The following is a 23,610-nucleotide window of genomic DNA, read 5'->3' as shown; positions in this document are numbered from 1 at the left end:
AGTTTATTAAACTGGCATTTTACTATTAATTCTCCATAAAAGTAACCGAAGAACCTCAAGAGTTTTAGCGTTAGCATAAACTCATATATCAAAATTTGAATTTGACTTTTTAGAGGAAATTTCACTTTTCCTCTAGATAAATATACTTTTATAGACTCGAATCTTGAGTTATTTTAGTGTTGATAAATAATGATTTAGCATCAGATAAGCTAAATCATATTCTTCAGAGATAATTCATTTGTTTTATTTATCATCTTATCGATTTTTGCAATTATCTATGTCATTTTGAAATCTCTCTTAGATTTTATTAGTAAATAAGGTGCGTTTCTCCTACTTTCATATGTGATTGGTTGCGGAAATAAACTGGCCAATTTTGAGAGTTTCACCTGACGATGAGCTTGTATCAATAACAACAATATCTCTAGTGTTAGATACTGCTGTTCACTCAAATGCTTTCGGAAGATAGTTTGATATGATTGTGGTAACATTTTGTTTTTTTGGGGGGCTTATTTCCCCCTATTTTTTACCACTTTATTCTCTCAAATTATTGCTACGTCTCATCTTGACCTGCGTTGTCACCAGTTAAGCCCTAAACCTAACCTGCACGCTGCTCTGTTAGCACTTGATAAGCATAATTGAAATCATCGGTACTAATTTTGATGTCCGTGGGATCTGTCAGACCTTCAGAGCGAAAACGGCGGATGGCCTCTACAGCAGCTTGATTGCTGAGTAAAGTTAAATCTGCACCATTCCAGTCTTTGGTCATCTCTGCCCAATATGCCAAATCCACATCTTGCAGTGGTCGTCCTTGACAATGGACTTGCAGAATCGCCAATCGACTGGCTAAATCTGGTAAATCTACCTTCATCTGTAAATCTAAGCGTCCGGCGCGTAGTAAAGCTGGGTCAAGGGCATCAGGTCGATTGGTTGCTCCAATTACTAAGATGGTGCTTCCTACCTCTATTCCGTCCAACTCTGTTAGCAATTGTCCGACGACGCGATCGTTTACTCCCGAATCACCAGTGAAACTACCCCGTGCTGGGGCTAAGGTATCAATTTCATCAATAAATACTACGCAAGGTTCGGCTTGACGCGCCTTCGCAAATAATTCTCGCACCGCCTGTTCACTCGCACCTACCCAACGGCTGAGTAATTCCGGGCCGTTCACACCAATAAAATTCGCTCTGGCTTGGGAAGCAACAGCTTTGGCTAGTAAAGTTTTGCCTGTTCCTGGAGGTCCCCACAACAAGATACCCTTGGGTGCTAGGGCTTTAGTTTGCAGGTAAAGTTCTGGATACAGTAACGCCCCTTCCACTGATTCCCGTAGGGTTTGCTTAATGTTATCCAAACCGCCAATGTCTTCCCAAGCAATGTGGGGAACTTCTACTTCCACACTCCGCAGGACGGCTGGTTTGATTTCCTTGAGAGCTTGTAAAAAGTCGGCTTGACTAACCGTCATATTCTCTGGAATGTCTCCTTCAATCGAAGGAATTTGACGACGGAGGGCAGTGTAGGCAGCCTTTTGACAGACAGCTTTCAAGTCAGCCCCTACAAATCCTACCGCCCGTTCTGCGATCGCATCCAGGTCAACGGTATCTTCCAAAGGCATAGCACGGCTGAGAATTTGCAGAATTTCTCTGCGTCCTTTCATGTCTGGGACACGAAACTGCACTTCCCGGTCAAATCTTCCTGGACGACGCAAAGCCGGGTCAAGATGTTCGGGACGGTTCGTAGCAGCCAGCACAATCACACCTTGACTGTGAGAGAAACCATCCATCAAGCTCAATAGTTGGGCTACCAGGCGTTTTTCTACTTCGCCTTCCACCGCACTCCGGTCTGGGGCTAAACTATCAATTTCATCAATAAAGATAATACAGGGAGCATTCTTAGCGGCTTTCTCAAAAATACCCCGCAGTCTTTGTTCCGCTTCCCCGTAATATTTGCTGATAACTTCTGGCCCCACCAAGGCAATGTAATTAACGCCCAGTTCTTCAGCCAAAGCCCGCGCCGTCAGGGTTTTACCAGTTCCAGGAGGGCCAACTAATAGTACACCCCTTGTAGCTTCCAGTCCCAATTTCGCCAGCAAATCAGGACGTTTTAAGGGGATAGCAATCAGTTCTTTCAGTTCTCTGAGAATTTCACCCAATCCCCCCACATCTTTTAAAGCATCACCAGAGGTTGCAGCAGGTGGTGGCACAACCTCAGCGTCTCCCCCACCACCACCATTAGGATTAGGAGAAGGTTGAGTGCGGATACGGCTTGTGCCAATATCGTTACCCATATTATTAGGACGTGGTATACCCCCACCACGGGGAATACTACTCATCGAACGGGAGTTAATCTGCACATCAGTCTTAATTTCTCCCTTCTCAATTTTATCTTCTAAAGTTTTTACTAACTCTAATAATTGCTCAAATCCCTTGAATAATTCACTCATTTTTTCCTATCCCTTTGCGCCTGGTGCGCCTCTGCGTGAGCTTTTAAAATTTCTATTAATCAACATCAAAAATTTATACAATCAGTTGATTTTTAAACTATATTTGCCGTTAACTTCTCAACTTCAAATAAAAGATTTGCTGCTCCTTGAATCCGCGCGATCGGTTCAACAGAGCGAGGTAATCCGGGTAAGCGAATAATTGTTTGTTCTGGAAATAAACTGCCATCAATTTCCACCTCTTGACTGTAGCGATTCTGCACCACATAACGCTGATGAACACCCATTTTTTTGAGAGATTCTGTTAAACGTATGTGTTCAGATATAATTGCCGCTTCCGACTGAATAACACCAATGAATTGAGTATGTTGGGAATTTTTTAGTTTCTTTTGTGCTTGTACAACTTGTTGGCGTAAGTGCCGCAATCGCCCAATAAAATCAACTCTACCCAAAACATCTTGATATTTTATCCACAGCTTAAATATCCAAGATAACCAATCCCCTAAAGCTGATGGCATCTCTAAAAAACTCAGCAGATGACCCGTTGGGGCTGTATCTAAAATAATTAAATCTTGCTGGTTACTATCTAATAAATCCATCACAGTCACCAGGGATAATATCTCATCGATTCCCGGTAAAGCCTGAGACATAATTTGCCGCCACGCCTCTGGAACGTAGGCAACATTTACTGTTGTATCTGTTTGTGAACCTTCGCCGCTAATCATATCTGCTAATTCCCACAGATAATCTGAGCGGAATTGTTCTAAAACTCTATTAGCATCAATTTCTTGCCCACTCAAATTAGATGCTAGAGACATAGGTTCATGACCAAACTCTTTACCAAAAGCATCGCCTAGAGAATGGGCTGGATCTATTGAAATTACCCGGACTCTTTTCTGGGGATGTTGTTGAGCAGAAGCCCAAGCGATCGCAGCTGCTACTGTTGTTTTTCCTACCCCTCCTTTACCCCCAACAATAATTAATTGACATCCTTCATTTAAAAAATCATTGAAGCTAGGTAAAACTTTATTCGGCCATTGAATCGTCGGTGGTGGAGCAAGTTCCACACTTTCAATTGTTTGAATTTGGGATGCTAAAGCATCTAAAGATACCCCACCCAAGGGTTCTACTCTCTGTTGAGGAACGATGAAAACAGGTTGGTTAGCAACAAGTTCTAAATATTTTTTAATGAGATTTTGCTGTTCAGCATAACGGTCTACTTCTATATCTGCATTTGTCAACACTCGATTGATAAATAAACCAGCATAAGGAACTTCTAGGGTTTCTAAACTATTGATGAACCGTTCAGTTTCTAAGAAACACATAGGTTCAGAAATACCCACTACTAAGCAACCAGTAAATGTTTCATCTTGCAGTAAACGTCTACCTTCTGCTAGTTGGGTTTTCATTTCTACCAAAAAGTTATCAACTTCATCAGCCGTATAACTACCTCTAAAAGTTTTGGTGATGACCCGATGCTTTTCTTGGAACAATTCTAAAGAATTTAAAATAACATCTAAGAAATCTTTTAAGCGCAATAAATTTAATGTATGCCCAGAAGGGGCCATGTCTACGACTACACGATCTACTTCTTTTTCTGCTAGCAGGCGTTGAATTTCTAGCAACCCCATTAATTCATTTAAGCCAGGCCAGTCTAAATCCCAAACTGGTGCTAAATCGTCTCCATCTGCTAAACTACCTCGCTCAACCAGTAATTCTAAAAAGTAGCTATATTTGGCTTTAAATTCCAACAACAGCTTTTGAGCATCCAATGCTTGAATGATCAAATTAGGTAAATCAGCTAATGGTGAGGCAATATCGTTAACTTCTGAGAGCAATACATCTCCTAAAGAATGAGCCGGGTCTGTAGAAATTAACCGAATCTTTTCTTGAGGAAACCTTCTCGCCCAATCACGAGCAAAACTGCAAGAGATGGTGGTTTTACCAACTCCACCTTTGCCGCTAAACATAACTAAATTTAGTGAATCGTAGTGGTTCATAATAAACTTAATAATTAAATAAAGTGATAAGGGGGAAGGGGTTCACCCAAAATTAAATTCCAGTGTTGGCAATATTGTTGCCAAGATAAAACCTGTTCTAAAAGTAAGGCTTTATCATAACGACTGACTAAAAGATAAACCCTTAATTCTTCTGCCTGTTGTTGAAATATCACAGATGATTGATAAATTTCTGTGATGAGATTAATCAAGCTATCTTTTTCCTCATTTTGGGCGATACTAAAGCTTTTTTGAGTTTCATAGTGTAGTTTTTTAGCTAAAAAATAATCTCTACCGCTTCCCACAGATACTTTTGCTGGCTCTGCAAACACTTGGGGAATGAGTTTTAAAGTATATTCATTTTTATCTTGAATATCTTCTAGTTTTTCTAGATATTCTTGAGCATGAGCTTCTAGATGATTGAGCAAGCTTTCTTGGGAAGTAAAATTAGTGCCGAAACGCAAAGGTAAAATTGTAGTTTGGCGAAATAGTTCACAAACAACGCGATCGTGATTTAAAACCATTTTGATGACTTGATCATCATTATTTTGGTATGAATCTAAAGATATTTCCGGTTCAACAACGGCTGAGATATTCGTACCATTAATCAACACTACCTGACTAATATTACCCTGGGGCAAGTTTAAAGAAAATTCAGGATTTTTGATAAAAGCGTAAGTGTAAAAATTCTGCGATCGCATGATACTAACCTAACAAAAGTATTTAAGTTTTTAACTCTATTAACCAGATGTATATCTGGGCATCAAACTCAAGAAATCTGATTCTAATTAAAATCTTTACATTATAAAAATCTTAGTTATAATGCTATCAATTATCCAGGTATTTCTAATGAAGAAAATACGTAATCGCGGAGCAATCAGACCTAAGATTACTACAATGCCTCGGAGTAAATCTGAGTCATCTCACCAATTAGAACTTTATAAATTAGTTACAGAACAGCAACGAATTAAGCAAGAGTTGGAGTTTATTGAGCAGCGTACTGTGCTACTGAAACAACGCTTGATCACACTCAAGATCCAGATAGAAGATACGGAAAAAAGTATTCATCATTTACGTAGTCCTGAGTCACACGTGCCTATTATTATAGCGCGGACAAAAATAGTGTTTGAACCCAATACTTACCAAGCTTTTGATATTGAATATTAAGCTTTTAAAATTTGCTTAATTAAACAATATAACAACAACTATTAACCCACATTTGCGGGTTAATAGTTTAACTCATATCTTCCATCATTCTCAATAACCGTAGGGTGAGCAATGCCAATAACATAAAAATTGGTGTTTCATGACACTAAAAGCATTGACAAATTGACAACTAATATATCTTGCTTCTAAATAATGAATCACCTTAAGGCGATAAGACTAGATTTTCATTATCTTCGTATTCTGCTATAAACTGGGGTTGCTCTTGGTAAATGTCATTCACTTCAGATTCTGATATAAACACAGGTTGTATTACAAAATCATCATTTTCTTCTTGTTCTGCTTCTAATTCCGTCTCCAGACGCAGTTCCTCTTCCAAAGCTTGAATTTTTAAAAGAAGTTCTTCTTCTTTTTCATCAAATTCATCTTCTGGAATTTCGCCCATGTCAAATGATAATTGCAGGCTTAATAATTGTTTATGCAGATTTTCTTGAGCATCAAATTCTGTATTAGTCCGCTCTTGAATTTGTTCTCCAATCCACATCAGTCCACTAATTGGCCCCATCACTGGAAGTAGTAATATTTTTCCAAGCATAATTATCAACTCCTATTCAGAAATTTGAGCAAATGTATAGGGTGCAGTAAAGTTGTTGTAGCGAATGCGTAAGCGTTCAGTAAAGTTTTGATCAATTGCTTCGACTCGTTCACTAAATAGAGATTCGTTTTCCCAAGGAATCAGAAAAGCAGCATTGTAAATCATCTCTTCTGTCATCGGGTCACTTTCTATCACCTCACTTGCTAGAGGTTTTAGCTCATTAAAGAAGGCTTGAATTACAGAGTCCTTGCGAGCAGCTAAATTACTTTCAATTAATTGGCCAATATGAATTATCTCCTCCATGCTTAATGTCTTCCCTTCCATTTGGTCACGCTGCTGCTTCAAGTCTGGATTAGACTCCATCATTGCTTGTAATTCAGCCTTGGTATCCCAAAAAATCTTGACGCTTACTTCTCGTGTCCCGTTCAATTTTTGAAATAATTCTTGCAATTTATCCTTATAGGGTTGGATTAGTTGTGTAATTACTGTGTCCCAATTTTTCACCACTAACCCAAACCGCAAAGGAAGAAGAGTTCGGAATCCTTCTTGCATTGCTTCTTCTAGGACTTTTTCATGGCTGATTAAATTCCGACGAGAAGCTAAATATTTTTCTTTTTTTGCCTCTGAATATAAAAAAGTAAATCCATCAATGACCTGACTATAAACAGGTTGAGCATCCAATCCTTGAATAGCAAGTTCTTCGGGGATTGAATCAGAAAAAATGCCGTATAGATAAAAACCGCAATCCATGATTATGAAAAATACTTATGTTAATTACATTGGTTGCGAAGTCAAAACTAATCGCAACTTCGCATGAATAAGATTGATTTGAGCTAGACCTAAATCTATTTCACCGTCTACAACAATTCCCGTATTTAAAAGACGGTCTAGTAGTTCTAGGACTGAAGGTTGAGTTCCCGGCTGACCAGGATAATAAGAGCCAGGTGAAGGTAGAAGAGTCCCAACATCTCCTAAATTTATATTCAAGTCTGCTGGGTCAATCTCAAAAATCTGACACAAATTTAAAACTTGTTCCTCTAACTTTTGCAAGCTTTCTGCTGCTCGCTCCAATTCAGATTCACTCAGACATTCCTGTTCCATGCGCCGAATTACTTGTGCTTCCATCAGCTGACGTACAAGTTCTACTACAGTTAACAGTAAAGGAACTAAACCCGCCTGGCTGTTAGCTTTAGAAGTGGTAGGTGGCAAGTTGGAAGAATTTTCAACTGGAGTACAAACCATGTGCTGAGTGCTGAGTTATGAGTTATGTTAGCGGTAGCACGGCGTTTAGCCGATGATGAGTTATGAGTCTAGATGTCCACTTGGGAATCATTTACTAATTGGTCATTTGCCTCGTTTATTGGCTGGCAATTATTTTCAGGATTAACTGCTAATGTAACTGCCTCTTTTACATTGGCAGATGTGAGTAAACGTAACTGTGTTTCTAAACTTTCTAGCCGTTGATGAAGTTGCTGGTTTTCCTCAATTAAATGTTGAGATTTGCTACTGAGATAGGGGTCATTTTCCCACCAATTGATACCCATCTCACGCGCTTTATCAACGGAAGAAATTAACAGGCGAATGCGGATATGTATCAGTTCAGTTGAGGCAATAGATATAGAAATATCACCAGCAATCACAATTCCTTTATCTAAAACCCGTTCGAGAATATCTGCTAAGGTAGAACCTTGCGTAGATGTGGGCATAACTCGACTGGAGTTAGTTTGAGGACGTGTTGGCTGTAATGGGGTAGTAGTCACGATTAATTCGACTCTTCAATGGTATTTTTGTGAATCACTAAGCCTTGCTGCTTGAAAGGCGCAGGATTTTTTTCAATTGGCTGTTGCAAAACATCAGGATGTCTATGATTTAAGGAAGAATCATCCGCTACTACGTCATCTGAGGCGACGCTATGATGCGATTCCTCTATTGCTTGTATATGTAAGTGATTGAGTAATTCTAAGAAAATTGTGGTAGCTTCGCTAGCAGACCAATTGGTGCGATTGAATAGCACATCTGCACAAATTTCTCGAAAATCTGTATTTTCTGGTAATACTAAAATATTGTGTTCCGCACATACTTTAGCAATCATCAAACAAGAGCGCAAACCGGAAGTCTTTTCTGCACCTGTACCCAGGCGGAATGCTCTAACTAACCGCACTATTAACTGAGCATCATCTCTAGAAATGCTAGTTTTATGAACCAATATCTCCGTTTGAGTTAGCTCATCCGGTTCTGGCATATTAATCGTTACTAACCTATCCATTAAAGCGTCCTGAGTCGAGTGGACTCCGCAGTATTCTTCTGGATTGGAGGTAAAAATCGCCCGAAATTCGGGATTAACGTGGAGGTATTCTGGCTGATTGCTGCTGGGAGGAAGGGTGAGAATTTTTTCTTCTAAAGCTGATAACAAGACGTTATTAACTTCAGGTCTAGAACGATTAAATTCGTCATAGACTAAGGTAAAACCTTCTCGACAAGCTAAAGTCAATCTAGAATCAACCCAGGTTTGTTTAAATTCGTCTTCGACTTTTAGAACACTGTGAATGTAATTGTCCGTTAACTTTTTATGGGTGTAACCCGATTCACTGCCAATCAAATCAGAGCTTTTAAATTCGTCATCTCCGAAAAGCAACATGATTGGCCTATCTAAACAGTTAGCCAAGTGCATGGCTAAGGTTGTTTTACCTGCACCGGCTGGGCCGCGTAAGTGAATAGCAAACCCTGATGTAAGATAACGCAATGCCCGAATTGCTACCTGCTCAATTGCTGGTGTGACTACAAATTGACCAGGGCGAACACGAAGCACAGCTCTTTTCTTATGATTTGCGGTGATAGTCATAAATTACGATGAAGAGAAATAGTATTTCCAGAAAAAAACGAAAAATAATTTGAAGAATAAACTTTAAAGTTTAATTAACTCCTTGCGTTCAATTCCGTCATAGCGTAAGATATCTAAAGTTTTACATTAAAACTCATTGTTGAATTTGCCCCCTGGTCTGACCAGTTTTGAAACTGTAAGATTAGGGGGTTTTACTATTTAGTCCGGTCAACAAATTAACTCCATTGTTTGGGATTGTTGACTTACTACTAAAATGTGCCAAAAACGCTAGTAAACAAATCTTGCCGGAATTGGCGCAGATTCTGCCTTTGTGCTGTAGCTTGTTCTGTTCTGTCCTTTGCCGTTTCTGCTAAAAATTCGTGGGTTGTTTGCTCCAGATTTTTGTGAAACTGATGCAAAAACTTCGATTGAGCTTGAGCTTGAGCAACCCTTGCTTTAGCTGTTTCAGCTAGAAAATCTTGAGTTGTGTATTCAAGTTCTTCGTGAAACATATGCAGTTCTTGCGCTTGCATTTTAGCTTGCTCTTGTCTGTTTGCTGTTGTAGTGGACAAAAATTGATGAGTGTCTCTACATAGTTGAGCTACTTCCTCAGCTATTGACTGATGCTCTTGCCGGATTCTTTGCATTAAAGCCGTCATGAGGTTCTCCGGAATATTATTAAAAGCGTGAATTAACCACATTCACTGGATAATTGATATACAGCAAATGCAGTTTAAAGAATGTCTGCTTTTTTCGTTTTCTCTTTTGATAACTCAGGAGCAACGAATAAAAGCAGAATATATATCAGAATTACAAACTCATTAATACTGATTTTCTGGAAGCTACTTAATATTTAAGCAGGCATTGCGGCGGATTGAGTTAGACCTACAGCTTCTGCATATTTCAGGTAGGTTTCAACAGATGCGATAACGATGCGAGCTTCAATCGCCAGCAATTCAATACCAACTAGTGAAACACGTACCCAAGCATCTACAACGATACCTTTATCTAAGATACGGTCAATAACTTCAGCCAAGCTTGAGGAAGAATTGGTTTTTTCGACTGCCATATTTTTAAACTTTAACTCATTGTTGATTTTTAGTATTGGCTAGGCATTTGCTTTAGCTATTTACTGCATTCATATTAGGCATGGCTCTTCGGTAATGTAAAGAGTTTGACAGGAGGAAAAGTGTAAAGAAATGCAAAAATACCAACGATGTAACAAAAAAACAGCAGTTTATTGTTTGAATTGTATACGTTTAAAATGTTTTTGTATTAAAAATGTAAGCTTTAATGTTGCATTTTGTTTTTTTTGTTGATTTTAATGTATTATTTGCTGTCTAAAGATATATTACATCTTCCTTAAAAAGGAATGAATAAACTTAAGTAATAATACGGTTACTAAAGCTTTGGGAAGATAACATAGGATATTTTTAGCAATCATCTTTGTAAAAAATCATGTCTACAGAAGCTACTTCTGATCCAATACGGAAGGGCGCATTAGCGGGACTAATTGCTGCTTTGGTGGATCAAGGACATCCACCTCAATATGCTCAAGTGATGGCGACTTCCATTATTTTTCAGACAGACCTAGATTTAAGGAATGCCCAAATTGCTAGTTTGTTAAATTGGCTGAAGCAGGAAAATGAGAATATATATACATCTGCCCTAACTGTAGTAGAAAAAACACGTGAGGAATTTGAGCGTCGCGTTCAACAAGGTTGAACTGATCTACTCTCTTGAGGAATCGGATGGTATTTTGAAGAAGAATTCAGCCGTCAATTATGATGGCTGAATTTTTTCTTGATGACTGAAAACAATGTACAAAATCCTCTCCAAAGAAATCGCCTCTATGTACACACGCGACGGTGTACGCCTCGACGCAGATATCTATTGCCCTGATGAGGAAGGTGAGTTTCCTGTATTATTAATGCGACAACCCTATGGTAGAGCGATCGCGTCTACGGTGGTTTATGCTCATCCTAGTTGGTACGCTGCCCAGGGTTACATTGTAGTGATTCAAGATGTGCGGGGGCGGGGTACTTCGGAGGGTGAGTTTAAGTTATTCGCCAATGAAATCGCTGATGGTGCAGATAGCGTTAATTGGGCTGCAAGTCTACCGAGGAGTAATGGCCAGGTGGGAATGTATGGCTTTTCTTATCAGGGGATGACTCAATTGTACGCTGCGATCGCTAAACCACCAGCCCTAAAAACTATTTGCCCAGCGATGATTGGCTATGATTTATATACAGATTGGGCTTATGAAGGTGGTGCATTCTGTTTGCAAACAAATTTAGCTTGGGCGATACAATTAGCCACAGAAACTGCACGGTTACGAGGTGATCAATCAACATATCAAGCTTTACTTACAGCCTCGCGCAATCTCCCGGTAAATCATCCCGAAATTCTGCAAAAACTTGCACCAGAATCTTTTTATCACGATTGGGTAGCCCATCCGCAACCCGATATTTATTGGCAAGAACTGTCACCCAAAAGCCACTTCCAAAGCGTTGATTTGCCGATGTTTCATATTGGCGGATGGTTTGATACTTATCTGCGCGGTACATTGCACCTATACAAAGATATGGTAGTCCGCGCTAATACTCCCCAACATTTAATAATTGGCCCTTGGGCGCATTTACCCTGGGGACGCAAAGTTGGTGCGGCTGATTTTAGTAAGTTAGCCACTAGCCCAATAGATCAAATGCAGATTCGTTGGTTTAATCAATTTCTCAAAGGTGTAGACACAGGTTTATTAGATGAGTCTCCTGTATGCCTGTTTGAAATGGGTAGTAATATTTGGCAAGATTTGTCCAGTTTACCTAAACCAAATCAGAAATCTTACTTTTTGTCAACTACCGGACTAGCCAGCATCAGAGAAGATGCCGGAATCCTTATACCCAGTCATCAATACCCAATCCCCAGTCCCCAAGACATACTAGTCCACGATCCTTGGCGACCAGTGCCAGCGATAGGTGGTCATGCAGCAATGCCGGCGGGTGTGTTTGAGCGATCGCAAATTGATTGCCGTTCTGATGTGTTAACTTACACTAGTGAACCTTTAACCGCAGATTTATCTCTAGTTGGGGAAGTATTAGTAGAAATATGCTGTCAATCTGACCAAGATAGTTATGATTTGTGTGCTGTACTTTCCCAGGTATATCCTGATGGGAGCGTGTACAACGTGACGCAAGGTTATTTACATTGCCAAGACGGTACAAACAAGGTTACTAGAAATATACAATTGCAACCGATATGTATAAGAATAGCAAAAGGTAATTGTTTGCGTTTGAGTTTGAGTTTAGCTTGTTACCCAGCCTATGCAATGAACTCTGGGAATGGGGCTGTTTTAAGCAGTATCCGTTTAATGAATGCTCAGATTATAACCCTGAGTGTTAGTTGTGATAGTTCTCAGGTTTTTTTGCCGATAATTAGTTAGGTTTGTAGAGAAACGCTGAATTTTTTCAGCTTGACTTTACACAAGCGGGATTACAACGGTATCAACTTTTATTAATTGTTTATGATCCTGTAAATGAGGTAATTGTGCAATGGATAAATTAGCCAAGTATCGGGAGTATGTGCAGAGTTTATTAACTCATTATGCTAATGAAGATGTAGCTGATAGTGAGGTAGAAGTCCAATTGATTTTTGATGAAAAACGCGACCATTATCAGTGGATGAACGTGGGATGGGAAGGTTTAAAGCGTGTTTATAGATGTATCATTCATTTTGATATTAAAGATGGAAAAATCTGGCTTCAGCAAAATTTAACTGATCAAAATCCGGCAGAAGAGCTGGTTGCAATGGGAGTTCCACGAGAGGATATTGTTTTGGGTTTGCAACCTGTTTATAAACGACAGTATACAGAATATGGTGTTGCGTAGATTGGTGATGGTGGAAATTTGCTGTAGTTTTCATACAAAAAAACGCTTAGAAGTTTGCTTATCTAAGCGTTTCTTTGTAGATGTATACCCATTCACATGGTTTAATGCAACATTTGTCATCTGCAACACTTCTGAAAGGAAAGTATTACGAGGATAAGTTGTAACACACATCAGGTGAAGTGGTATCACTCCTTGCACTAATTACATAATATATTTTTTGAGAGAAAAATGAATGTTAATTGTGTGATACTTCAAAAACTGTGACTAATTTAAAACCACTGAGCAATCACAGTCTCAGAAAGAACATAGTAAAACCATTTAAACGCCCAACTTCTCTGGGTAGATATTCAACCATCAACCTGCAAGCAAGTTTAGAATTTAAAGTAAAGAAATATTTCTTAGCTTACAGGCATGAAACGCATCGTCTTGATTGCTGGTTTTGAATCGTTTAACGCTGACTTGTACAGGAAAGCCGCTTTATTGGCTAAATCTCGCTGTGCTGATTTGGATATTCGAGTATTTAGCGATCGCGATATTACAAGCATTCGCCCAGAAGTAGAAGCCGCACTCCAAGGCGCGGATGTGTTTTTTGGTAGCCTGATATTTGATTATGACCAAGTTTTGTGGTTGCGCGATCGCATCGCCCAAATCCCCATCCGCCTAGTATTTGAGTCAGCTTTAGAACTGATGAGTTTAACCAAACTCGGTGGATTTGCGATCGGTGACAAACCCAAAGGAATGCCCAAACCAGTTAAATTCATCCTCGATAAATTCAGTAATGGACGAGAAGAAGACAAACTCGCTGGTTATATTAGCTTCTTAAAAATCGGCCCCAAACTCCTGAAATTTGTCCCAGTGCAGAAAGTCCAAAACTTACGCAACTGGTTAATTATCTATGGTTACTGGAACGCCGGCGGGACAGAAAACGTTGCGTCATTATTTTGGACACTAGCAGAAAAATATTTAGATTTAAAAGTCGGCGACATCCCCCCACCCATCGAAACCCCCAACATAGGTTTACTACATCCCGACTATCCAGGGTTTTTTGAATCCCCCAAAGCATACCTAGAATGGTATCAAAAGAGGAAAATAGGGAATAAAAGCAATCCCCAATCCCCAATCACCGCCATCCTCCTCTACCGTAAACACGTCATCACCAAACAACCCTATATTCCCCAACTGATTCGCCGTTTTGAGGAAGCGGGTTTGATACCTTTACCCATTTTTATCAACGGTGTGGAAGGTCATGTGGCGGTACGTGATTGGATGACCACCGACTACGAACTTCAGCAACGAAAAATAGGTAATATTGAAACCCTTTCACTTTCCCAAGAAGCCGTCAAAGTAGATGCAATTGTCTCCACCATTGGCTTTCCTCTCGTGGGTGGCCCAGCCGGTTCAATGGAAGCCGGTCGTCAAATAGAAGTAGCCAAGCGCATCCTCACCGCCAAAAATGTCCCCTACATCGTCGCTGCACCTTTGTTAATTCAAGACATCCACTCTTGGACACGTCAAGGTGTAGGAGGTTTGCAAAGTGTGGTGTTGTACGCCTTACCAGAATTAGACGGTGCAATTGATACTATTCCTCTGGGTGGGTTGGTTGGGGAAGATATTTATTTAGTTCCCGAACGGGTGCAGCGTCTGATTGGGAGAGTGAAAAACTGGGTAGAATTGCGGCAAAAACCCCCCGCAGAACGTAAAATAGCCATTATTTTGTATGGCTTCCCCCCTGGTTATGGTGCGGTAGGTACGGCTGCATTATTGAATGTCCCCCGCAGTTTAATTAAATTACTCCACGCCCTCAAAGACCAAGGTTATAACGTCGGCGACATCCCAGAAGATGGGGAAGAATTGATTCGCCGAGTCAGAGAAGCGGATGAAGAGATGGAAAGATGGGAAATAAATCAGCCTTTTCCCTCCTCAGCCAATACGGTCAACGCCCGGAAGCTAGAAAAATGGTTAGGATATCTCCTGACATCGCGCATCGAAAAACAATGGAAATCTTTAACAGGAAGCGGAATAAAAACCTACGGTGATGAACTCCATATTGGTGGAGTGCAGTTAGGAAATGTGTGGATAGGTATACAGCCACCTTTGGGGATACAAGGCGACCCCATGCGGTTAATGTTTGAACGGGATTTAACACCTCATCCTCAATATGCAGCCTTTTATAAATGGTTACAAAATGAACTGCAAGCTGATGCTGTAGTTCACTTTGGTATGCACGGTACTGTAGAATGGTTGCCCGGTTCACCTTTAGGGAATACAGGTTATTCTTGGTCAGATATTTTATTAGGAGATTTGCCTAATTTATATATATACGCCGCCAATAATCCTTCCGAGTCGATATTAGCAAAACGTCGCGGTTATGGGGTGTTGATTTCCCACAATGTGCCGCCCTATGGTCGTGCTGGTTTGTATAAAGAATTGGTATCGCTGCGGGATTTAATTGCAGAATATCGAGAAGATAAGACAAAGAATTATGTACTAAAGGAAGGGATTTGTAAAAAAATTGTCGATACAGGTTTAGATGCTGATTGCCCATTTGAAGACGCAAAAAAATTGGGCATTTCTTTTACACCAGAAAATATCAGAATGTTTAGTAGCCATGCTTTTGATGATTATTTGGTGAAGTTATATGAGTATTTACAAGTAATAGAAAACCGCTTGTTCTCTTCGGGGTTACATACATTAGGTGAACCACCCAATGAAGAAGAATTAGCATCTTATCTCGAAGCTTATTTTGGTAGTGAACAGCCAATAAATCTAGAAGAAGAACAGCAAATCAAAGATTTATTGATGCAAACCACAGATGAATTAACCAATTTATTAAGGGGATTAAATGGTGAATTCATCCCCCCTGCACCTGGTGGTGATTTATTGCGAGATGGTGCGGGAGTGTTACCAACGGGGAGAAATATTCACGCTTTAGACCCCTATAGAATGCCTTCTCCCGCCGCTTATGAACGGGGAAGGGAAATTGGGCAAAAAATTATCAGCCAGCATTTACAAGAACATGGCACATATCCCGAAACAGTAGCCGTTTTATTGTGGGGGTTAGATGCAATTAAAACTAAGGGTGAATCGTTAGGAATACTTTTAGAATTGGTGGGTGCTGAACCTGTAAAAGAAGGAACAGGGCGAATTGTTCGCTATGAATTGAAACCTTTAGTAGAAGTAGGACACCCCCGCATTGATGTGTTAGGCAATTTATCAGGAATCTTTAGGGATAGTTTTGTAAATATCATCGAATTGTTAGATGATTTATTTCAAAGGGCTGTTGAGGCTGATGAACCAGAAGAGCAAAATTTTATTAAAAAACACGCTTTAGCTTTAAAGGAGCAAGGTGTAGAAAATACATCAGCGAGATTGTTTTCTAACCCGGCTGGTGATTTTGGTTCATTAGTAAATGATAGAGTAGTTGATGGTAACTGGGAATCTGGGGAAGAATTAGGAAATACTTGGCAAAGTCGTAACGTGTTTAGCTATGGCAGACAAGATAAAGGCCAAGCTAGACCAGAAGTATTAAATCAGTTATTAAAGACTAGCGATCGCATTGTGCAAGAAATAGACTCTGTAGAATATGGTTTAACCGATATTCAGGAATATTACGCCAACACAGGCGGATTGAAAAAAGCAGCCGAAAAGCAAAGCGGAAAGAAAGTTACTACTAGCTTTGTGGAAAGTTTCTCCAAAGACACCACACCCCGCAACTTAGATGATCTACTCAGAATGGAATACCGCACCAAATTGCTAAATCCCAAATGGGCGCAAGCAATGGCGAGTCAAGGTTCTGGCGGTGCATTTGAAATTTCCCAACGCATGACAGCATTAATTGGTTGGGGTGGTACTGCTGATTTTAAAGAGGATTGGGTATATGAGCAAGCCGCAGATACCTATGCGTTAGATCCCGAAATGGCGGAGAGATTACGCCAAGCCAACCCAGAAGCTTTTCGTAATATTGTCAGCAGAATGTTAGAAGCACATGGGCGCGGTTTTTGGCAAACTGATATAAATAGATTAGATAAATTACGTCAATTGTATGAATTGACAGATGAACAATTAGAAGGTTTGACAGTTTAATCTCTTGTCTCTGTGTTCTCTGTGTCTCTGTGGTTAGATAAAATACTTGTAAACCACAGAGGCACAGAGGCACGGAGAAGAAAGTACAGATTTTATCACCCTACCCCGCCCGTTCTTTCGCCAGACTATCAATTGCATCACCCAACGCAGTAGTGAGGCTTTTACGGGTTTGAGCATGGTTTTCTTGCTCTATTTTTAAGGCGTGAATCAAGCGATCGCGTTCTTGAATGACAGCCACTAGTTTGGTTTTTAAGTCTTCTACAGTCTTAATGGCGGCGAGTTCCTGGTGAATGGCTGTGATCACAGTAGAGTTGGGGAATGTTGCTCCATCAATACCTTTGAGTTTTTGAATTTCTATTTGGAGGGATGCGATCGTTTTTCGGGTCAGATCAGCATCAGTGCGGCGTTGTTCTGCCTCCGTGTTATAAAGTTTACGCCATTTTTCGGCACTTTCCCAAGCAGCATCGCGATCGCGCTGTTGTTCTACTAGCTGCTGTTTGAGTGATTCAATTTCAGCTAACCATTGTTGTGTTAAGTCTTGACTCATAGCCAGTTATTTTGTATTTAGTGCAGTTATAAACTATTGCAGGCAAAATAAAGAATTTACAATTGTCATATTTTTCAGTCATTTTGCCAATTATCATGCAATCAGTTGAGTCGTACTAATACATATATGTTTAGAGACTGGTTTGCAGACAACTTGGGAGTTAGTCAAGCTCGTAAAGAACAAGTATACCTAGATATATGCAGTTCAATCAGCTTAGAAGATGCCAGCTATTGGATTCAGGTTTTATTTGCAGCAGGTATTGCTACCTTGGGGCTGGTCTTAAATAGCCCAGCCGTGATTATTGGGGCGATGCTGATTTCTCCCTTGATGGGGGGTATTTTAGCCAATGGACTGGCTCTAGCTGCGGGTGATGTGATTTTAGCCATGCGGGCGTTGCTCAATCTGTTGCTGAGTTGTGCGCTGGCGATCGCCTTTGCTGTCTTACTGGTATCTTGGCTGCCATTTAAGGAAATGACCAGTGAAATTGCGGCTAGAACTCGACCGAATATTTTAGATTTGTTCGTGGCTTTATTTTCTGGTGCGGTGGGTTCAGTAGCAATTTGCAAAGAAGCGAAGGGGGTAGCTACTTCTATTCCTGGTGTAGCGATCGCAGTTGCTTTAATGCCACCTTTATGTGTTGTTGGTTATGGTATCGGTATTGCCATCAGCATTAATCCTGTGAAGGGATTACAGGTGGCTAGTGGTGGAGGTTTACTATTTTTTACTAACTTAGTAGCAATTACCTTCACTGCAATGTTAGTTTTCCTCAGCCTGAATATTGACAATATTCGGGTTAAAGAAAAAGTTAGGGAATGGCGAAATACACATCCAGAAAGTATCTGGATGCAGGGTATTTTGGAAAGACTACCTGCTTACCAAAAACTGAAAAAAATCGGTAGTCTACCTGGTAGATTACTGCTAATTTTTATGACAATTGGGGCGATTATTTTCCCACTCAATCAATCTCTAAACCAACTTAGAAAGGAAATTACTCTACAGCAACAAGAAAACCGCGTTCGTCGGTCGGCAATAGATATATGGCAACAGCAATTTGCTACTTTCTCTAGTGGTGAAACACGCTCTTACATTGGTAATATTTCTACCTCAGAAAAAAATAATAAATTGACCGTGCAACTTCAGGTGTTTAGTAGTAAGGAATACACATCAGATGAACAAAATAATTTTATTCAACAGTTAGCCTCGCGTCTAGGAAGACCAACGGAATTAGTAGCACTCAAGTTAATTGAAATCCCCACAGCATCTAGTGAACTTTTACGTCCAATACCTGAAGATAAACCACCTGAACCAGTTATTACCGTCGCCCAATTACAATCAAGTTTCCTGCAAGAAGTCCAGTCAGCATTGGGTGAAATGCGACTTCCCCAACCAGCGCAGATGATTAATTATGAGTTAATTACTATTCCCTACGAACCATTACGCATTCGGTTGGTGTATTTGAGTGAACGCGATATTGAAAAAGATGCCCAAGTTTTACTGGCTGATAATGTCAGGACTAAGCTAGATTACCAGTCTGCGCTAGTCAGTATGCAGAGAATAGCAACTGATTTGGGAGTGATATCTTTTGAGCGAGATCAGTCTACAGTTACACCAGATAACGCCAAACTGTTAGATCAGGCTGGGCAAATTCTACAGCAATTTCCTAACTTGCAACTAGAAGTCATGGTTAACCAAGAACTAGAGGAAGAGCAAGAGATTGCCCAACTGCGATCGCAAACCATTACAGATTACCTCAAAACCAAGTGGCAAATTGATAGCGATCGCCTAATTGTAGGAGTCGGAACAGAAGCACAACGTAGCACATCCCTCAAACTTACTGTAAAATCACTGAGAAAACCACCCAAAGCAACCATCCCCGAAACATTTTAATTACGAATTACGAATTACGAATTACGAATTACGAATTGAAGATATGCCACAGCCTCGCTTTGTCAGCTTCTTTCGTCATCTAAATTGGCGTACATTCAAAAAAACCATTGCTAGAACCATCAAAAGACGACTCTTAGGACTGGCTTCAGAAATTGCCTTTAATGCGATGTTATCTTTGTTTCCAGCAATTTTGGCAGTCCTCACAGCCATTGGTTTACTAGAAGAATCGTTGCAAAACACCTTCAAGCAACTAGCTGAACAAGTCAGTCAAGTCGCGCCAGAAGAAGCAATGACATTGATTAAAGACTTTGCTAGCCAAGAAATTGCCCACTCTAAGAATAGTGGGTTATTTTCTTTGAGTTTCGTCATTGCCCTTTGGACTGCATCTGGGGCTGTAAGCACTGCCATGACAGCCTTTGATCAAATTCATCAAATCCCAGCAGAAAAAACTCGTCCCTTTTGGAAAGCCAAAATTATCTCATTAGGATTGACGGTAGGCACAATTTTGCTACTGGTATTAGCTTCTTTCTTAGTATTTCTCAGTGACTTACTCTTGGGATTTGTAGTCAGTGGTAACTCATCTTTAATTTTCTTACTGTCTATCTGGAAATTGTTGCGCTGGCCTTTGGCTTTAGGTATTGTGGCTACAGCATTTAGCTTTATCTACCGCTACGGCACTAGCGTTTGGAAATCAGGCACACCAATAATTCCAGGGGCAATGGTTGCAGCAGTGATTTGGGCTATTTTATCTGCTTTATTTCGGCAATATGTCGCGAATTTTGGTAACTATAACAAAGTTTATGGTGCAGTCGGCACAGTAATCGTTTTAATGCTGTGGCTGTGGATGAGTGCGGCTGTTTTATTAATAGGCGATCAGTTAAATGTGACTGTTGGTGAAGATATTCGCTCCAAATTGCCTAAAAATTCGGCAAAAGATGTTAATTTCTCCCAGGAGGTAGGAAGAAATATTGACTCTTAACTCTTGTAGAGACGTTAGACATCACTACAAATATCACAGCCAGCCATTGCAAACTAGCCACATAGCAGTAAAATGTTGAACAATTTAATTACAAGTGAGTGGCCGATAATGCCCCATACTTCTTCTGTTGACTATAATGCTCAAGCCGCAACTTTAAAGCGTCTGCGTCAAGTGAGTCGCCTTTTAGATAAAGTTATTGCTGTTCCTGGTACACCAATTGCCGTTGGTTTAGATCCAATGATCGGATTGATACCAGTTGGTGGTGATGTTTTAGGTCTATTACTTGCTAGTTACATTGTTGTGGAAGCAGCAAGACTTGGTATCCCTAAAAAAACCTTAAGTAAAATGGTACTAAATATCTTTATTGATAGTTTAATCGGTAGTATCCCTGTTTTGGGCGATATTTTTGATTTCGCTTGGACAGCTAATGAATACAATATTAAGTTAATAGAACAACACTTAAAATTTCCGCGTTAGTAGAGTGTAGATAAATAATTTATTCTTACCATTGTCTGATCAACCTCAGCCGTGATAATAATGAGACTTCTGTAAACGGCATGAAAATTTTTGAGATCATTTATTGATGAAAGATTGGTGGCAAGCAACTTTTCCCAAAGGGCGGCAAAGTCTAGTTATTAGTGATGTTCATGGTTATCCTGTGCAAATTGCATATGGTGAAATAGGTACAGGTAGACCACTATTTTTATTACATGGCATGGGTAGTTGGAGCTATAATTGGCGTTATACTATAGCTCCCTTATCTAAACATTTTCGAGTTATTTGTTTTGATGCCAAAGGATTCGGGTTTTCTGACAAACCTTGGTTGCGGCGAGAAAAAAATGGGCATCAAGTGATTGAATTAGAAAGAATTGTACAAGCATTATGTGATGAACCAGCCATCATTGTGGGGGAATCAATAGGGGCATTAATTTCTCTAGCTTTAGCTCAAAAAAATCCCCAATTGGTAGGACGGTTAGTTGTAATTAATGCCCCAATTTTTACGGAACGTCTACCTCATTGGGCAATGGAAATACTTGCTCAAACCCCAATAGAAGTATTACAAGCAATTGACGATTTACGTTTGGCTTATTTGTTTGCGCCGCTAGTGCGAGAGGTTATGGCCATAGAAAGGCGCAAAGTGCTATTTGATCCCTCTATTCTCACCCAAGAAGATGTTTATTGGATTACTTATCCATTTATTGAACTTCCTGGTACTTTGGTCAAAGTGGCTGAAGAATTACAAATAGCAGCCAAAGAAATTAAGCATTGGCAAGCCAACAAACCCAATATGCTCACTCAAATTCAAGAGGATTTGGATAGGATCAATTGTCCCACATTAATTTTGTGGGGCGATCGCGATAGTTGGTTTCCTGCTACTCATGGCGAACGATTACACAAATCAATTCCCAGTTCCCAATTCCAAATCTTGGATAACTGCTGTCATGATGCCTCAACTGGTGCAGCGAAAGTAGTCAATCAGTCAATTCTGAAGTTTCTACAAGGTACAAATTTTTTGTAAATATGTATCGATATGTTGAGGAATTTTAAAAATTGACAATAAACAAAAAAATTAACAACTTATGCAAAGAAATATTAAGCGATAAAACCCTCTTAACTTCTACCTTTTCACCTCCTCCCATCTGTCTCCTACCTCTTGCCTGCCAAAAACAAAATAGCTGACGGCAAACATGGTATGAGATCATAAAAAAACTAAACGCAATGCAAGTTAGAGAAGTCCCAAGAGAATGGAAGCACGCAAAACAGTTGTAATTACAGGTACATCTTCAGGGGTCGGGTTGTACGCCGCCAAAGCTATGGCTGATAGAAACTGGCACGTAGTCATGGCCTGCCGGGATATAGAAAAAACCCAAAAAGTTGCCCAATCCGTAGGAATTCCCCAGAGTAGCTACACCATCATTCCCATTGACTTAGCATCTTTAGGAAGTGTGCGTTATTTTGTGCAGAACTTTCGCGCCACTGGTAGAACCCTGGATGCTTTGGTGTGCAACGCGGCAATTTATATGCCTTTAATTAAAGAGCCACTCCGCAGCCCAGAGGGATATGAATTAACCATGGCCACAAATCATCTTGGCCATTTTCTGCTGTGTAACTTGATGTTAGAAGATTTGAAAAAATCATCTTCTCAGCCCAGACTCGTAATTTTGGGAACTGTCACCCATAACCCCAACGAACTCGGCGGAAAAATTCCACCCCGTCCAGACTTGGGAGATTTGAGAGGTTTTGCTGAGGGCTTCCAAGATCCAATTACAATGGCTGATGGTAAGAAGTTTGAACCTGTGAAAGCTTATAAAGATAGCAAAGTATGCAATATTCTCACCATGCGGGAACTGCATCGCCGATATCATGAATCTACAGGAATTGTCTTTAGTTCTCTATATCCTGGATGTGTAGCGACAACAGCACTATTCCGTAACCACTATCCTTTATTCCAAAAACTCTTCCCCATCTTCCAAAGACGCATTACCGGCGGCTTTGTCTCTGAGGAATTAGCAGGCGAAAGGGTAGCAATGGTAACGGCTGATCCTGAATACGGCAAATCTGGGGCGTACTGGAGCTGGGGAAACCGTCAAAAGAAAGACCGTGAGTCATTTGTCCAGCAAGTTTCTCCACAAGCTAGTGATGATGCTAAAGCCAAGCGGATGTGGGACTTGAGCGAAAATTTAGTTGGACTTGCACCAGTTAGTTCGCCAGCCGTTGCCAGATAATAATGAGTGGTGAGTCATGAGTCATGAGTGCTGAGTAATGAGTAATGAGTCATGAGTGCTGAGTCATGTAAAAAGTAGGGGCTTACAACCTACTCTGCTAACAGCTTTTTTAACTCGGCACTCTTCATTACTTATTTTTTATGATACAGGCGTAAGTATTTTAATATTCTTTTTAGATTTGAAATTAATTTACTCAAAGCGTTTGAGAATATGGGTTTAGGGGAAAGCGATCGCAGATTAGCTTGAGCAATTTTATCCCATTTGCCAAGATCAGCGCATAGGATGGATGTCACAAGTGATATCAAAAATATGTGAGCATATGGGAGAAAAATTTATTGCGGCGGTATTTGATGGCAAGGGATTTTACCCTCAAGACGCGATCGCCTTGCCAGTTAATACTCGTGTACGCTTAAGTATAGAGATATTACCATCTAATGCCCCAATACGGTTCAGTTAAGGCTCAAAGTGATGTAAAGTAGGCATTGTTGCCAAG

The 23,610-nt window shown here is 40.2% G+C and carries 22 protein-coding genes and 1 pseudogene; 11 read left to right on the top strand and 12 right to left on the bottom strand.

All coding sequences use genetic code 11. The features are described from left to right. Window positions 1-305: 305 nt before the first annotated feature. The 4 genes and pseudogenes from ACM0OR_RS24065 to ACM0OR_RS24050 form a co-directional block, all read right to left on the bottom strand. Window positions 306-488, bottom strand: a pseudogene (locus ACM0OR_RS24065) (IS4 family transposase); the annotation flags it as partial. Window positions 489-595: 107 nt separating this feature from the next. Then, a complete protein-coding gene (locus ACM0OR_RS24060; RefSeq protein WP_414579044.1) occupies window positions 596-2,437 on the bottom strand; it encodes an AAA family ATPase in 1,842 nt (613 codons plus the stop codon). 92 nt (window positions 2,438-2,529) lie between these two features. After that, complete coding sequence (locus ACM0OR_RS24055) at window positions 2,530-4,434, bottom strand: ArsA family ATPase (protein WP_414579043.1); 1,905 nt, start codon at window positions 4,432-4,434, stop codon at window positions 2,530-2,532. 14 nt (window positions 4,435-4,448) lie between these two features. Then, window positions 4,449-5,132, bottom strand: a complete 684-nt coding sequence (locus ACM0OR_RS24050; RefSeq protein ID WP_414579042.1) for a GvpL/GvpF family gas vesicle protein — start codon at window positions 5,130-5,132, stop codon at window positions 4,449-4,451. Between the two features lie 148 nt (window positions 5,133-5,280). On the opposite strand from ACM0OR_RS24050, the gene ACM0OR_RS24045 reads away from it, so the two are divergent. After that, window positions 5,281-5,598, top strand: coding sequence for a gas vesicle protein (locus ACM0OR_RS24045; RefSeq protein WP_242039252.1), 318 nt, complete (start codon window positions 5,281-5,283; stop codon window positions 5,596-5,598). Window positions 5,599-5,800: 202 nt separating this feature from the next. Here the strand turns inward: ACM0OR_RS24045 and ACM0OR_RS24040 are convergent, their stop codons facing one another. The 7 genes from ACM0OR_RS24040 to gvpA form a co-directional block, all read right to left on the bottom strand. After that, window positions 5,801-6,190, bottom strand: a complete 390-nt coding sequence (locus tag ACM0OR_RS24040; protein WP_414579041.1) for a gas vesicle protein GvpG — start codon at window positions 6,188-6,190, stop codon at window positions 5,801-5,803. A gap of 12 nt (window positions 6,191-6,202) precedes the next feature. Further along, window positions 6,203-6,940: a GvpL/GvpF family gas vesicle protein gene (locus ACM0OR_RS24035; protein ID WP_323267753.1), complete on the bottom strand. Its 738-nt coding sequence runs from the start codon at window positions 6,938-6,940 to the stop codon at window positions 6,203-6,205. A gap of 24 nt (window positions 6,941-6,964) precedes the next feature. Then, window positions 6,965-7,432, bottom strand: a complete 468-nt coding sequence (locus ACM0OR_RS24030; RefSeq protein ID WP_323267754.1) for a gas vesicle protein K — start codon at window positions 7,430-7,432, stop codon at window positions 6,965-6,967. A 68-nt stretch (window positions 7,433-7,500) separates the two neighbouring features. Next, window positions 7,501-7,950 carry a gas vesicle protein gene (locus ACM0OR_RS24025; protein WP_323267755.1) on the bottom strand — a complete coding sequence of 150 codons (450 nt, stop codon included), beginning with the start codon at window positions 7,948-7,950 and terminating at the stop codon, window positions 7,501-7,503. 2 nt (window positions 7,951-7,952) lie between these two features. After that, the gene (gvpN, locus tag ACM0OR_RS24020) at window positions 7,953-9,032 is read right to left on the bottom strand and encodes a gas vesicle protein GvpN (RefSeq protein WP_323267756.1); all 1,080 of its coding nucleotides are present in this window, start codon (window positions 9,030-9,032) and stop codon (window positions 7,953-7,955) included. A 248-nt stretch (window positions 9,033-9,280) separates the two neighbouring features. After that, window positions 9,281-9,670, bottom strand: coding sequence for a gas vesicle protein GvpC (gvpC, locus tag ACM0OR_RS24015; RefSeq protein WP_323267757.1), 390 nt, complete (start codon window positions 9,668-9,670; stop codon window positions 9,281-9,283). A 194-nt stretch (window positions 9,671-9,864) separates the two neighbouring features. Continuing rightward, window positions 9,865-10,080 (bottom strand): gas vesicle structural protein GvpA, encoded by a 216-nt coding sequence (gvpA, locus tag ACM0OR_RS24010; RefSeq protein WP_010996411.1) that lies wholly within the window; start codon window positions 10,078-10,080, stop codon window positions 9,865-9,867. A 389-nt stretch (window positions 10,081-10,469) separates the two neighbouring features. On the opposite strand from gvpA, the gene ACM0OR_RS24005 reads away from it, so the two are divergent. The 4 genes from ACM0OR_RS24005 (at window position 10,470) to bchH (ending at window position 16,978) form a co-directional block, all read left to right on the top strand. Then, on the top strand, window positions 10,470-10,736 hold the full coding sequence (locus ACM0OR_RS24005; RefSeq protein WP_190695375.1) for a hypothetical protein: 267 nt from the start codon (window positions 10,470-10,472) through the stop codon (window positions 10,734-10,736). Window positions 10,737-10,830: 94 nt separating this feature from the next. Beyond that, window positions 10,831-12,450, top strand: coding sequence for a CocE/NonD family hydrolase (locus ACM0OR_RS24000; protein ID WP_414579040.1), 1,620 nt, complete (start codon window positions 10,831-10,833; stop codon window positions 12,448-12,450). Between the two features lie 109 nt (window positions 12,451-12,559). Next, window positions 12,560-12,895: a XisI protein gene (locus ACM0OR_RS23995; protein ID WP_190695367.1), complete on the top strand. Its 336-nt coding sequence runs from the start codon at window positions 12,560-12,562 to the stop codon at window positions 12,893-12,895. 411 nt (window positions 12,896-13,306) lie between these two features. After that, window positions 13,307-16,978, top strand: a complete 3,672-nt coding sequence (bchH, locus tag ACM0OR_RS23990; RefSeq protein WP_414579039.1) for a magnesium chelatase subunit H — start codon at window positions 13,307-13,309, stop codon at window positions 16,976-16,978. A 100-nt stretch (window positions 16,979-17,078) separates the two neighbouring features. Here the strand turns inward: bchH and ACM0OR_RS23985 are convergent, their stop codons facing one another. Continuing rightward, window positions 17,079-17,525 carry a hypothetical protein gene (locus tag ACM0OR_RS23985; RefSeq protein WP_190695362.1) on the bottom strand — a complete coding sequence of 149 codons (447 nt, stop codon included), beginning with the start codon at window positions 17,523-17,525 and terminating at the stop codon, window positions 17,079-17,081. Between the two features lie 126 nt (window positions 17,526-17,651). Between ACM0OR_RS23985 and ACM0OR_RS23980 the strand changes: the two genes are divergently transcribed. The 6 genes from ACM0OR_RS23980 to ACM0OR_RS23955 all read left to right on the top strand — a co-directional run bounded on the left by ACM0OR_RS23980 (window position 17,652) and on the right by ACM0OR_RS23955 (window position 23,574). Then, entirely contained in the window at window positions 17,652-19,412 is a 1,761-nt protein-coding gene (locus ACM0OR_RS23980; RefSeq protein WP_414579038.1) for a DUF389 domain-containing protein, read from the top strand. 43 nt (window positions 19,413-19,455) lie between these two features. Further along, window positions 19,456-20,391 carry a YihY/virulence factor BrkB family protein gene (locus tag ACM0OR_RS23975; RefSeq protein ID WP_414579037.1) on the top strand — a complete coding sequence of 312 codons (936 nt, stop codon included), beginning with the start codon at window positions 19,456-19,458 and terminating at the stop codon, window positions 20,389-20,391. 108 nt (window positions 20,392-20,499) lie between these two features. After that, the gene (locus tag ACM0OR_RS23970) at window positions 20,500-20,868 is read left to right on the top strand and encodes a DUF4112 domain-containing protein (protein WP_323267765.1); all 369 of its coding nucleotides are present in this window, start codon (window positions 20,500-20,502) and stop codon (window positions 20,866-20,868) included. A gap of 106 nt (window positions 20,869-20,974) precedes the next feature. Beyond that, on the top strand, window positions 20,975-21,910 hold the full coding sequence (locus ACM0OR_RS23965; RefSeq protein ID WP_414579036.1) for an alpha/beta fold hydrolase: 936 nt from the start codon (window positions 20,975-20,977) through the stop codon (window positions 21,908-21,910). A 226-nt stretch (window positions 21,911-22,136) separates the two neighbouring features. Continuing rightward, window positions 22,137-23,117 (top strand): protochlorophyllide reductase, encoded by a 981-nt coding sequence (locus tag ACM0OR_RS23960; protein WP_323267767.1) that lies wholly within the window; start codon window positions 22,137-22,139, stop codon window positions 23,115-23,117. Window positions 23,118-23,436: 319 nt separating this feature from the next. Beyond that, window positions 23,437-23,574, top strand: a complete 138-nt coding sequence (locus tag ACM0OR_RS23955) for a hypothetical protein (RefSeq protein ID WP_414579035.1) — start codon at window positions 23,437-23,439, stop codon at window positions 23,572-23,574. Window positions 23,575-23,610: the final 36 nt, after the last annotated feature.

This window comes from Anabaena sp. CCY 9402-a (assembly GCF_963920945.1).
Classification (GTDB): domain Bacteria; phylum Cyanobacteriota; class Cyanobacteriia; order Cyanobacteriales; family Nostocaceae; genus Trichormus; species Trichormus minutissimus.
The sequence above is the reverse complement of the archived record's forward strand: the minus strand, read 5'-3'. Positions and strand labels throughout refer to the sequence as shown.